The sequence below is a fragment of the Pedobacter sp. SL55 genome (genome assembly GCF_026625705.1).
Classification (GTDB): domain Bacteria; phylum Bacteroidota; class Bacteroidia; order Sphingobacteriales; family Sphingobacteriaceae; genus Pedobacter.
The window spans coordinates 2851998-2864779 of the sequence record NZ_CP113059.1; the positions used below are offsets into that span (position 1 = coordinate 2851998).

The 12782-nt window shown below is 39.9% G+C and carries 10 protein-coding genes and 1 pseudogene; all 11 read left to right on the forward strand.

Annotated elements, in window-relative coordinates; all coding sequences use genetic code 11:
- The first annotated feature begins 37 nt into the window (after window positions 1-37).
- The 11 genes and pseudogenes from OVA16_RS12865 (at window position 38) to OVA16_RS12915 (ending at window position 12776) form a co-directional block, all read left to right on the forward strand.
- Complete coding sequence (locus tag OVA16_RS12865) at window positions 38-1201, forward strand: FecR family protein (protein ID WP_267759988.1); 1164 nt, start codon at window positions 38-40, stop codon at window positions 1199-1201.
- 249 nt (window positions 1202-1450) lie between these two features.
- Window positions 1451-2377: an STN domain-containing protein gene (locus OVA16_RS12870; protein ID WP_267759990.1), complete on the forward strand. Its 927-nt coding sequence runs from the start codon at window positions 1451-1453 to the stop codon at window positions 2375-2377.
- Window positions 2322-4886 carry a SusC/RagA family TonB-linked outer membrane protein gene (locus OVA16_RS12875; protein ID WP_267759992.1) on the forward strand — a complete coding sequence of 855 codons (2565 nt, stop codon included), beginning with the start codon at window positions 2322-2324 and terminating at the stop codon, window positions 4884-4886. Before OVA16_RS12870 ends, OVA16_RS12875 begins: the two co-directional genes overlap by 56 nt.
- Before the next feature lie 73 nt (window positions 4887-4959).
- A complete protein-coding gene (locus tag OVA16_RS12880; protein ID WP_267759994.1) occupies window positions 4960-6429 on the forward strand; it encodes a RagB/SusD family nutrient uptake outer membrane protein in 1470 nt (489 codons plus the stop codon).
- 97 nt (window positions 6430-6526) lie between these two features.
- The gene (locus tag OVA16_RS12885; RefSeq protein WP_267759996.1) at window positions 6527-7324 is read left to right on the forward strand and encodes a hypothetical protein; all 798 of its coding nucleotides are present in this window, start codon (window positions 6527-6529) and stop codon (window positions 7322-7324) included.
- Window positions 7293-7988 carry a BNR-4 repeat-containing protein gene (locus tag OVA16_RS12890; RefSeq protein WP_267759998.1) on the forward strand — a complete coding sequence of 232 codons (696 nt, stop codon included), beginning with the start codon at window positions 7293-7295 and terminating at the stop codon, window positions 7986-7988. Before OVA16_RS12885 ends, OVA16_RS12890 begins: the two co-directional genes overlap by 32 nt.
- Before the next feature lie 2 nt (window positions 7989-7990).
- Window positions 7991-9375, forward strand: a pseudogene (locus OVA16_RS12895) (PQQ-dependent sugar dehydrogenase); the annotation flags it as partial.
- A complete protein-coding gene (locus OVA16_RS20280; protein WP_420712348.1) occupies window positions 9367-9921 on the forward strand; it encodes a divalent metal cation transporter in 555 nt (184 codons plus the stop codon). The pseudogene OVA16_RS12895 and the gene OVA16_RS20280, both read left to right, overlap by 9 nt.
- On the forward strand, window positions 9915-10691 hold the full coding sequence (locus OVA16_RS12905) for an NRAMP family divalent metal transporter (RefSeq protein WP_267760001.1): 777 nt from the start codon (window positions 9915-9917) through the stop codon (window positions 10689-10691). The genes OVA16_RS20280 and OVA16_RS12905 overlap by 7 nt, the downstream gene beginning before the upstream one ends.
- Before the next feature lie 25 nt (window positions 10692-10716).
- Window positions 10717-11733: an NAD-dependent epimerase/dehydratase family protein gene (locus OVA16_RS12910; RefSeq protein WP_267760003.1), complete on the forward strand. Its 1017-nt coding sequence runs from the start codon at window positions 10717-10719 to the stop codon at window positions 11731-11733.
- Window positions 11733-12776, forward strand: a complete 1044-nt coding sequence (locus tag OVA16_RS12915) for a dihydrodipicolinate synthase family protein (RefSeq protein ID WP_267760005.1) — start codon at window positions 11733-11735, stop codon at window positions 12774-12776. The genes OVA16_RS12910 and OVA16_RS12915 overlap by 1 nt, the downstream gene beginning before the upstream one ends.
- Window positions 12777-12782: the final 6 nt, after the last annotated feature.

Genomic DNA, 12782 nt, shown 5'->3' on the forward strand with positions numbered 1-12782 from the left:
ATAAAGGCTGTGTAAAAACTGTTGCGGCAAATAAAAAATGGATAAAAAAATATTTCTAGAAATTCTTAATAAGTACAACCATGGTAAGGCTAGCGAGCAAGAAATTGAGATGCTACACGCTTATTACGACTTGTTTGATGCAGAAGAGAATGTGCTAGAGCAGATGACGGCAAGCCAAAAGGATAACGCAAAGCAACAAATTGCGACAGGTATTGCGGCACAAATGTATTTAACGCCTGTTAAAAAGGCTACTTTTTCGTTAAACAGAAAATGGCTAGCTGCAGCGGCAATGCTAGTTTTGGTTTGCTCGGTAGGTATTTTGTTATTTAATAATGAAAAGACCAAGCCAAATCCAAATAAGAGCCAAACAGCGGCGGTAGTAATTAAACCAGGCCACAACCAAGCGGTACTTACTTTGGCCGATGGTTCTACTATTGGCTTAAATGATAAAGAACAGGGCGTAATTGTACAAGCTGCTGGTTTAAAAGTTACCAAAAGAAATGCTGATGGGCTGGTAAAGTACGAATCGGATAGGGAAGCTGCACCATCTATCAACACCATTGCTACACCACGTGGTGGCCAGTACCAATTGGTATTGGAAGACGGAACCAAGGTTTGGTTAAATGCAGCATCATCCATAAAATTTCCTACCCATTTTGCTGGCTCCCAAAGAATGGTTGACATTACCGGGGAAGTGTACTTTGAAGTTGCGAAAAATAAAAAAATGCCTTTTATCGTACGTACACAAAATCAGCAAATAGAAGTTTTAGGCACGCATTTTAACGTAAATAGCTATACAGACGAGGCAAAAGAAACCACCACGCTTTTAGAAGGGAGTGTAAAAGTGGCTAAATTAAGAAATGGAGCGGTCCAAGCTAGTGTTGCTAAAATTTTAAGCCCAGGGCAAGAGGCTTCTTTAACAAGTACCGATAAAGTAATAAACATTAACCCTGCCGATTTGGAAGCAGCGGTTTCATGGAAAAATGGCTATTTTAAATTTGACAAGGCAGATATACAAACTGTAATGCGTCAAATATCGAGATGGTATAATGTAGATGTTAAATACCAAGGAGAGATCAGTGCAGACCTATTTGTAGGCAAAATTAAACGTACCGAAGATATTGCAGGTGTACTAAGGATATTAGAACTGAGTAAAATAAATACTTCTGTAAAAGGAAGAACAATTGTTATAACTAACTAATTACTAACCAAATTTAAACCCAACCTCGTATGAAAACGTAATCAGTAGACTAATAGAGGGAGGCCAAAAAAACCGGAAGTGCGGGAACACAACCGGTTAATCGCTGTTAAAGCATGTTTGGCTTAAACCTAAAAGCTGTGTTAAAGAACCTTTAATTCAAAAACCAAACCTTACAAAAGTATGCAATTAAATTTTTATGGTAGAATCCAATCTCCATTTGGGTTTTGCCTGTCCAAAATGTTTCTAGTAATGAAACTTACGGTGTTGATTATTATTGTTAGCTGCTTCCATATTAGTGCGAAGAGCTATTCGCAAAGTGTTAGCGCATCAGGAAAAAACGTTTCGCTGGCCAAGGCCTTAACGCTTATTAGCGAGCAAAGTGGCCATTACCTTTTTTATAAACATAACGAGGTAAAGGATGCAGCACCCGTTACTTTTAATTTAAAAAATGTAGCGCTTGCTACAGCACTAAAAGAAATTTTAAAAGATCAACCTTTTACTTTTTCTATCGAACAAAAAACAATTGTGGTTACCAAGGTAAAAACAACGCCAGCCAAAAGCGCCGCTGTTTTTATCGATATTAAAGGAAAGGTGTTGGGAGAAAATGCTACTCCTTTGCCAGGTGCTGGTATTCGTGTGAAAAATGGTAACCAAACTGCTACTACAGATGCTAACGGTAACTTTAGCTTAGCTAATTTGCCAGAAAATGCAGTGCTAATTGTTAGTTATGTAGGTTACGTAACACAAGAAGTACCAGTAGGCAACAGATCTAGCATTACCGTTAACTTGGTAGAAGAAGCAGCTAACCTAAACACTTTGGTAGTAGTGGGTTATGGCAAGCAAGAACGTAAAGACGTTACGGGTTCTATCAGTTCTATCGATTCTAAAAAGATAAAAGACCAAGTGGTGGTAAGCTTAGATAATGCCATGGCCGGACAAATGGCTGGCGTACAAGTTTCGCAAGCTACTGGTGCGCCAGGCGGTGGTTCTACTGTTAGAATTAGAGGTGCAGGCTCGCTAAGTGCAGGTAATGAGCCATTGTACGTAGTAGATGGTTTCCCAATTACTAACGATTACAACCAAAGAAACAATCCATTAGCCACCATTAACCCAGCAGATATTGACAATATACAAGCTACTAAAAGATGCTTCGGCAACAGCAATTTATGGTTCTAGAGGTTCTAATGGTGTGGTGCTTATTACCACAAAATCTGGAAAATCTGGAGCTTCTAAAATAGATTTTAGCTTAAACACTGGCGTGCAACAGGTAGAAAAAACCCTAGATATGTTAAATGCTAGAGAGTACGCTATTTATATGAATGAAGCTAGAAATAATGCATGGGTTAATTCTGCTCCTGGTAGATCGGCGTCAGATCCTAACTCGGTTCGTTTACTTTCTACACCTGCTGCAAATAGAGTATTTTACGTGCTTCCAGATGCATTTTCTAATCCCGATGCTTTGGGCGAAGGTACCAATTGGCAAGATGAAATTTTCAGAACTGCACCGATGAGCAATTACCAGATCAATTTTTCTGGCGGTAACGAAAAAACTAAATATTTTGTGTCTGGCGGTTATTTAACGCAAGATGGTATATTGTTAGGTACAGATTTGAAACGTTACTCTTTCCGAGTGAACGTAGAGTCGCAAGTAAATAAGGCGGTAAAAGTTGGAGCAAACTTAACCCCAACCTACAATTTTTCTAACCAAACTTTGGCCGAGGGTAACTGGCAAGGTGGTGGAATTATCCAATCGGCATTAGCTTCAAATCCGCTTTTATCTCCATACAACGCAGATGGTAGTTATACTAAAATAACAGGTCAGGGTATAGGTTTAAGTGAGGTAGATAATGCAGTTAAAATTGCTAGAGAATATTTTCATCAGCAGGGTAACATGAGGTTATTAGGAACTGCTTTCGCTGAGGTAAGCATCATCAATGGGTTAAATTTTAAATCTTTGGTAGGTGCAGATATCCGAAACTTTAGAGAGCATATCTTTAACCCATCTATTATTAACCCAAACAGTGTAAACGACACTAAATTGGCTACAGCCAACAACAATACTATCCAGTCGAGAAATTGGTTGGCAGAGTTTACGTTAAACTACAACAAGAAAATTAACAAACATGCTTTTGATGCTTTAGTTGGTTATACGATACAAAAAGAAAATATAGAATCTGCTTCTATCGCCGCTACCAACTTTCCAAACGATCTTGTAAAAACTACCAATGCAGCGGGTACCATTACCAGTGCGCCAGCACCGGTAGAAGAGTGGGCTTTGCTGTCTTACTTAGCTCGTATCAACTACAGTTTTGATAATAAGTATTTGCTAACCGCTACTTTTAGAACTGATGGTTCGTCTCGTTTCGGTTTCGATAACCGTTGGGGCGCTTTCCCTTCAGTATCATTAGGATGGAGGGTTTCTGAAGAAAACTTCATGAAGAATGTGAACTGGCTGTCTGATTTAAAAGTTAAAGCCAGCTACGGTATTACTGGAAATAACTTTATCAGTAACTACGGTGCCATTGCACTTACTACAGCCGATAACTACATTTTTGGTGCAAGTGGAGGTACAGTTAACAATGGTATTAGGCTAAATAATATTGGTAACAGCTTATTAGGCTGGGAAAAGAATAAGCAGTTAGACTTAGGTTTAGAGTTTGGCGTGTTGCAAAACAGAGTGTTCATGTCGGTAGATTACTACAACAAAAGAACTTCAGACTTATTATTGAGTGTTCCGGTACCAACCTTAACAGGATATACCAATGCGTTACAAAACATTGGCGAAATCCAGAACAAAGGTTTAGAATTTACAGTTACCAGCAGAAACTTGGTAAAAGAGTTTAAATGGACTACAGATTTTAACCTTTCTACTAACAATATCAAAGTATTGGCTTTAGGACCTGATGGTTCACGTATCTTATCAAGACAAACCACTTTCGCTGCAGGAAATACGCACGTTACCGAAGTTGGTGGTACGCCAGGCGCATTTTTTGGCTACAAAGTAATTGGTGTTTATCAAAATCAAAATGAAGTAGATACACAGCCTGTAATCAAAAATGCAAATGGTACTACGGCATCTAGACCAGGCCAGTTGAAATTTGCTGATGTTAATGGCGATGGTGTAATTACTGCCGATGATAGAACCAATATTGGAAGTCCGTTTCCTGATTTTACCTACGGTATGACCAATAGTTTCTCTTACAAAAACTTTGATTTTTCGTTTACGCTACAAGGTGTACAAGGTTTCGAAGCATTTAATGCAGCCAGAAGATTTTATGGAAGCTACGCGGGCTTAAACAACTCTTTACGCAGTGCGGCTAATGGTTGGAAATCTGAGGCTGAACCAGGTAATGGTATGGTTCCACAAATAGATAGAAATTTTGCTTCTTTAGGTGTAGCTTCGGTAATAAATAATGCTACCTCTGCATTTGTAGAAGACGGTTCTTATCTAAGAGTTAGAAACATTACCTTGGGTTACAACCTACCAGCTTCGGTAGCGCAAAAGCTAAAGGTGGCCAATGCTAGATTTAGCTTTACGGTACAAAATGCTTTCACATTTACCAACTACGAAGGTTACAACCCAGAAGTAAGCGTAGAAGGGGCAAACCCATTAATGCCAGGTGTTGATTCTGGTGCTTATCCGTTGGCCCGCACATTTATGTTCGGTTTAAATTTTGGATTTTAAGAAACATTAGCAATGAAACTCTCCCTCATTTATAGGGATGGCTTCATTACCATTAAAGACAAATCTTAGAAAGATGAAAAATATAAAAACAATTTTTGCTGTAGGTACCATAGTGTTACTTTCGGCTAGTGGTTGTAAGAAAGACTTTTTAGATCGTGCTCCTATTTCTCAAATGAATGGGAACAACTTTTATAAAACTGCCGACGATATGAAAGCTGCACTCGCTTCTGTATATAGTGGCTTGCAAACGGGTGGTATGTACTACTCATCTATGCATGTGATTGGCGAAATGAGATCGGATAATACCGAAATCACAGATCCAAATGCAGGTGCCGACTTATTGGCCATAGATAGGTTCGAAAATTTACCTACAACCTCTATCAGTAGCACTACGTGGGCAGGTCATTACCAAGCTATTCAGTCGGCTAATATTGTGTTAGATAAAATAGGGGCTGTAAATATGGATGAAGGCTTAAAAGCAAGGTATGCTGCCGAGGCTAAATTTTTACGAGCGCTAATGTATTTTAACTTGGTACGCATTTTTGGCGATGTGCCATTGGTAGTAAAAATGATCAACAATCCGCAAGAAGGTTATACTTATGGCAGAACCCCAAGTGCCGATGTTTACAACCAAATCATCACTGATTTAACAGAAGCTGAGACCGTTTTGCCACACGAATTTACTGGAGCAGATATTGGTAGAGCTACAAAAGGCGCCGCGGCAGCTTTGTTAGGTAAAGTATATCTTACCCAGAGAAGATGGGATTTGGCTGCTCCTCAGTTGAAAAAGGTAATAGACAATGTGTCATTAAACAAATATCAATTAATGCCGACTTATGCAGGTGTTTTTGGTATCGCTAACGAGAACAACAGAGAATCTATCTTTGAAGTGCAGTTTAGGAAAGGCTCAACTGGCGAAGGCAGCCCGTTTACTAACCAATTTGCGCCAATAGGTTCAGGTACTGCGGTAGTAAGTGTAGGTAATCCATTAGGGCAAAACATCCCAACGGCAGATATGAATAATGCCTATGAGGCTGGCGATTTGAGAAAAGCCGCATCGATGAGGAACAGCTATACTTTAGGAGCCAACACCGTACAACACAATTACATTATCAAATATGCAGGTGTTCCAGCAGCCTATTTAGATAGCGATAACAACTGGATTGTATTAAGATATGCTGATGTGTTGTTGATGTATGCCGAAGCCTTAAATGAGCAGGGTTACGTAGCAGATGGACCAGCGTTTACCTACTTAAATCAAATTAGAAATAGGGCAGGCTTATTGCCTAAAACCAGTAATAACGCTGATTTAACATTGCGTGTAGCAGACCAAGCGGCTTTCCGTTTGGCCATAGAGCAAGAGCGTAGAGTAGAATTAGCTTTTGAAGGGCATCGTTGGTTTGATTTGGTACGTACCAACAGAGCACTTACTGTAATGGCTTCAAAGGGTATGCAGTCGCACCATGTGGTTTTTCCAATTCCCCAAACACAGATTGATATTAACCCTGCTTTAATTAAGCAAAACCCAAATTATCCTAACTAAAAGGATACATTAAAATCATTCTGTCATTAGCTATAAGTTAGGGCAGAATGATTTATAAATATTCATATTCTACCTAGTTTTTAAATCCTTTAAATAAATGAGAAGATTATTTCTGTCTTGCTTAATGGCTATGGCTTGCTTTCAGTTTTCATTGGCGCAAGTACAAACGCTTAACCAAAAAGATACTGGATATAGAGGGATATGGTACAGCAACCAGCCTTCTAATGACGAATATGTCTACAAATACAGTGGCGGTTTGGGAACTTACCCAGCCAATCACTATCCATTTTCTGTTTATGTAGCTAAAGAGAACAAGACATTTTTTTGCTACGGTGGATCGGACCAAGCAGGCAAGGCATTATTGCACATGGTTTCTTATTTCGACCATAAAACCGGCATGGTACCTAAACCGACTATTGTTTTAGATAAAAAGACAGATAACGCACACGATAACCCGGTAATGAACATTGATGCCGAAGGGTACATTTGGTTGTTTTCTACGGCTCATGGTACTAATAGTCCATCTTACGTGCACAAAAGTGTAAAACCTTACGACATTACTAAGTTCGAACAAATTCAGGCTACCAAAATAGAGAATGGCAAAGTAGTACCGATGAATAATTTTTCGTACCTCCAAAGTTGGTATCAACCAGGAAATGGCTTTATCAATTTATTTACGCATTACGATAGAAAAGTAATACCCAACCAACCTAGCAAACCACGTAGAACGATTAGCTACATGACCAGTGCCGATGGCATCAATTACAGCGATTGGAAAGATTTAGCCACCATTGAAGAAGGACATTACCAAACCAGTGGTAGTTTTGGAAACACAGTAGGTACTTCATTTAATTTCCACCCAAGTGAAAGAAGGCGAAAACGGACTGAACTATAGAACCAATTTATATTACATCCAAACCAAAGATTTTGGCAAAACTTGGGAGAATGTAAACGGTAAAAAAGTGCAGCTACCGCTAACTCAAATTCAAAACGAAGCATTAGTGAAAGATTATCATTCGCTAGGTTTAAACGTTTACATTAACGATGTGGCTTATGATAAGCAAGGTCATCCTATCATTTTATTTATTACCAGTAAAGGTTACCAAGCTGGGCCAGAAAATGCGCCATACACTTGGCATACCGCTAGGTTTACGGGCTCAGATTGGGAAATATTGCCTGTAACTACTTCAGATAATAATTACGATATGGGTTCTTTAATGGTAGATCAAAAAGGTAATTGGACCATTGTTGGCCCAACCAACACCGGGCCGCAAGCTTTTAACACTGGGGGCGAAATGGTCATGTGGACCAGCAATAACCAAGGTAAGAGCTGGAAGTCGAAAACACTTACATCAAACAGTATCTACAACCATTCGTATGCAAGGAAACCTGTAAACGTACATGATGGTTTCTTCGCCTTTTGGGCCGATGGACATGGCAGAAAACGATCTATATCTCATTTATATTTCTCGGATAAAAAAGGAAACGTTTATCAGTTGCCAGACCAAATGACTGCCGATATGATGAAACCCGTTAAACTAAAAAAGTCGGCTAAATAATGATGTTTAGATACGCAAAGCTGATTATTGTAGGTCTTGTCGTAGTATTTTGCTACGCCTGTAATCAAGATCAACTCCATTTGCAAACTATTGATAATGTGCAGCTGGAAAAAAATCTGTTAAAGGTAGAAGTATTAGCTAAAGACTTGGATGTGCCTTGGGATATTTGCTATGCCGATGATCATTCGCTTTTTATTGCCGAGCAAGGCGGAGCCGTTTCTAAGCTAGACTTAGTGACTGGTAAAAAAAAGCAGTTGGTTAAAATAGCAGAAGTTTGGCGCAAACGTACCGCAGGCTTGCTGGGTTTAGTGGTGCATCCGCAGGTGCAAAAAAATCCTTACCTGTTTGTAAATTATACAGTTCAAAAAGATAGTTTGCTCATCATTAACCGTTTGGTGCGCTACGAAATTACCGCTGATACTTTAAAAAATCCAAAAGTATTATTAGAGGTAGATGGCTATACCGCACACAATGGGTCTCGTTTAGCGATCGGTCCAGATCAAAAATTATATTGGGCCACAGGCGATGCCTACTTTGGCGAAAAAGCACAAGACCCGAAAAGCTTAAATGGTAAAATTCTTCGGATGAATACCGATGGCAGCATACCAGCAGATAACCCAACAAAGAACAGTTACGTTTGGGCATCGGGCTTTAGAAATATGCAAGGGCTTACTTTCTCTGATAAAGGTTTGCTCTACACTTCCGAACATGGCGATGCTATTGAAGATGAAATCAATCTCATTGAAAAAGGGAGAAACTATGGTTGGCCAGCCATTGAGGGTAAAGAAGATTTGCCAGCAGAGAAGGCATTTGCGTTACAACATCGTACCACGCCGCCCATCAAATCATGGACACCTTAATTGCTCCAGCGGGTATTACTTATCACAATGGTAAAGGTATCCCCGAGTGGGCAAACAGTTTGTTGCTTACTACTTTAAAGGGAAAAAGTTTAAGGGTAATTAAATTAAGTGATGATGGTAGAAGTACCAAAGGAGAAGAGATTTTATTTGAAAAATATTATGGCCGATTACGTGATGTTTGTACTGATAAAGACGGTGCGGTTTACCTAGCCACCAGTAATCAAGATTGGAACCCTTCGCCGGGTTTTCCGTTGCCTGGAGACGATAAAATTTTAAAAATTAGCAAAGCTGATCAAGCAACGCATAAGGTACTTAAAGCAAAAGAACCAGCAATTGAAAATCTCGTTTCTGGTAAAACTATCTACCAACAATACTGCGCTTCTTGCCATAAAGAAGATGGAAAAGGCGTGTTAGGTACATTTCCTGCTTTGGCAGGTTCGGCAAAGGTAAAGGCTAATCCAGAAACGCTAATTCCTATTTTGTTAAATGGCATTAGCAGCGAACAAGCAGGAGCGGCCATGCCTGCATTTAACTTTTTAAGCAACGAAGAAGCTGCTGCCGTGCTTACCTACATTCGTCAAAACTGGGGAAACAAGGCCAGCGCCATTACACCTTCACAAATCAAAAAAACAGTAGATCAAATGGCAAATTCAAATAAACTGATATCCTTATTAAAAGGTTTAGGGCCAGGTATCATTACGGCCGCCTTGGTTTTTGGTCCAAGTAAAATGACCATTACGTCACGCTTAGGCGCCGATTTTGGTTACTCCATGTTGTGGATTGTGGTTGTAGCCATCTTTTTTATGCTGGCTTTTACCAATATGGGCGCTCGCATTGGTCTAAGCAGTAACGAAAGTTTGCTCATGCAAATTCGCCTAAAATGGGGCAAAGGTGCTGCCGTAGCTATAGGCTTGGGTGTGTTTTTAGTAACTACATCTTTTCAAGCAGGTAACTCTATAGGTGTGGGCATTGCCATAGCCGAGGCCAGCGGTACACCAGTTTGGCTTTGGGTAGTGTTGTTCAACATAGTTGGCATTGCCTTGCTTTTTTTAGGAGTTTTTACAAAGTGCTAGAAAGGTTAATGATTGCTTTGGTAGCAGTAATGCTCATTGCTTTTGTAACTACACTTTTTTTAGCTAAACCATCTGTTTCGGGTATTGCACAAGGTTTTGTGCCCAGTTATAATCCAAGCGCTTCGGTGTTATTAATTGCTTTTGTAGCCTCATGCTTTTCCATTGTGGGGGCTTTTTATCAATCGTATTTAATGCAAGAGCGTAAAAAATTAGGTGCCCAAGTGACCAACAAAAGCACAACAGGTATCCTGATTTTGGGTTTTATGAGCGCAGTGGTCATTATTTGTGCTGCTGCGGTATTGCATCCGCAAGGCATTAAGGTAAACAGTGCTTCAGAAATGTCAAAAGCGTTACAGCCTTTGTTTGGCGAATATGCGGCTGATTTGTTTCTAGTTGGGCTTTTTGGGGCTTCGTTTTCCTCATTAGTAGGTAATGCAACGGTTGGCGGTAGCTTATTGGGCGATGCCTTTGGCTATGGCAGTCAGTTGAGTGCTAAAATGGTAAGGTTATTTATTGCCTTGGTAATGGTTTGCGGTGCTACCATCGCTTTGTTATTCGGGAAATTGCCTTTAGAACTCATCATTTTCGCTCAAAGCGTAACCATATTCTTGGTGCCTTTTATCGGCTATGCCATGTATCAAATAGCTAACGACGAGAAAGTTATGGGCGCTCGAAAAAACAGCCCTTATGTAAAAATAGTAGGAGCCATTGGCTTGGTGTTGTTAGTAGCATTGGCTGCATGGAACTTCTACAATATGTTTATTCAATAAAAACGATCAAATACAACACATAAATATGGAAGATTTAAAAGCGCTTGAAGAAAGATATACACGTCCTTCGGAAGCTCTTATAGCAGACGTAAAGAAAATTAAGGGCGATATTGTATTGCTTGGTATTGGTGGTAAAATGGGGCCAAGTATGGGCAAGTTATTGGTAGATGCTTTGCGTGAAGCAGGAATGCCTAATCGTGTAATTGGTGTATCTCGCTTCTCTAACCAACAAGCCAAAGAAGAACTTCTGGCAGTAGGCATAGAAGTAATTGCCTGCGATTTATTAAATGATGAAGAACTTTTTGCTTTGCCAGATGCGCCAAACGTGATTTATTTGGCGGGCAACAAATTCGGTACTACTGGCAAAGAAAACTTTACTTGGGCAATGAATGCTTATTTACCGGGCAGGGTTGCAGAGAAGTACAAAAATTCTAATATTGTGGTGTTCTCTTCGGGTAACGTGTTGCCTTTTGTGCCAGTAACTTCGGGTGGCGTATCAGAAGAAACTACACCAGAGCCAATTGGCGAGTATGCACAATCTTGTTTGGGCAGAGAACGTATTTTCGAGTATTTTGCTCATAAAAATCAAACCCCAACCTTAATTTACAGGTTAAATTACGCGGTAGATTTTAGATATGGTGTAGTGATGGAAATAGCTAAATCTATTTTAGCTGGTAAGGAAATTGATTTAAGTACCGAAAACGTAAATGTAATTTGGCAGGGCGATGCCAACGAAATTGCCATCCGTTCGTTGTTACATTGTACGGCTCCGGCTAAAATCTTAAACGTAACCGGTCCCGAAATTCTTTCCATCCGTTGGATTGCACAGCAGTTTGCCGACATTTTTAATATCGAGCCAAAATTTGTAAACGAACCTGTAGGTACGGCATTGTTAAATAATGCTTCAGAGTGTCATCGCATTTTTGGTTATCCAAAAGTTACCATCAGAGAAATTATAGACATTACCGCTACGTGGCTAAGCAATGGTGGCGATGAATTTGGTAAAGCAACACATTTTCAAGAAAGAGGAGGGAAATTCTAATGAAATTAAGTAACGAATTATATCAGCATTTACAACAGGGAACGGTAATTCCAGCGCATCCTTTGGCATTAACCTCAGAAAGAAAGATAGATGAACAAATGCAGCGCCAGTTGACCAGGTACTACATAGAAAGTGGCGCTGGCGGTATGGCGGTTGCGGTACATTCTACGCAATTCGAAATCCGTGATCCAGAAGTAAATTTGTTTGAAACCGTATTGCAATGGGCTGCCGAAGAAGTAAGCAAAGCGAATTTACAACGTCCGTTTTTAAAGGTGGCTGGTATTTGTGGTCCTACTGAACAAGCGCTTAAGGAAGCTAAAATTGCATCGGGTTTAGGCTATGATATGGGTTTGCTAAGTATGGGCGGTTTGCAAGGCTGGAGCGAAGCACAAATTTTAGATAGGGTTAGGGAAGTGGCGCAGGTTATTCCAGTATTTGGGTTTTATTTACAGCCATCGGTAGGTGGCCGTATTTTTAGCTACGATTTTTGGCTGCAATTTGCGGAGATTGAAAACGTATTGGCCATCAAATGTGCATCGTTTAATCGCTACCAAACTTTAGATGTAGTAAGAGCAGTTTGCAACAGCAGCAGACGTGATGAAATTGCACTTTACACTGGTAATGATGATAATATTGTGGCCGATCTGTTAACTCCTTATCGTTTTACCGTAAATGGAAAGCAGGTAGAAAAGGGTTTTGTAGGTGGTTTGTTGGGTCATTGGGCAGTTTGGACACAAAAAGCAGTAACTTTAATGGAAGAGATAAAAGCTTACCGCAACAAGCCAACGGCTACCCAATTTAATGATTTGATGAGCCGTGGTGTAGAAATTACCGATGTAAATGCCGCGTTGTTCGATCCTGCAAATCATTTCCATGGTTGTATTCCGGGCATTCACGAAATGTTACGCAAGCAAGGTTTGTTAAAAGGCATTTGGTGCTTAAACCCTAACGAGCAGCTTTCTGTTGGTCAATTAGAAGAAATTGAACGTGTGCATCAAGATTATCCACACCTAAATGATGATGAATTTGTGGGCATTTTTTAGCCAAAC

What these genes read in the sequence shown, in the direction of transcription:
- OVA16_RS12865 (WP_267759988.1), top strand. Translation starts at nt 38, where the DNA reads ATGGATAAAAAAATATTTCTAGAAATTCTTAATAAGTACAACCATGGT.
- OVA16_RS12870 (WP_267759990.1), top strand. Translation starts at nt 1,451, where the DNA reads ATGAAACTTACGGTGTTGATTATTATTGTTAGCTGCTTCCATATTAGT.
- OVA16_RS12880 (WP_267759994.1), top strand. Translation starts at nt 4,960, where the DNA reads ATGAAAAATATAAAAACAATTTTTGCTGTAGGTACCATAGTGTTACTT.
- OVA16_RS12885 (WP_267759996.1), top strand. Translation starts at nt 6,527, where the DNA reads ATGAGAAGATTATTTCTGTCTTGCTTAATGGCTATGGCTTGCTTTCAG.
- OVA16_RS20280 (WP_420712348.1), top strand. Translation starts at nt 9,367, where the DNA reads ATGCCTGCATTTAACTTTTTAAGCAACGAAGAAGCTGCTGCCGTGCTT.
- OVA16_RS12910 (WP_267760003.1), top strand. Translation starts at nt 10,717, where the DNA reads ATGGAAGATTTAAAAGCGCTTGAAGAAAGATATACACGTCCTTCGGAA.
- OVA16_RS12915 (WP_267760005.1), top strand. Translation starts at nt 11,733, where the DNA reads ATGAAATTAAGTAACGAATTATATCAGCATTTACAACAGGGAACGGTA.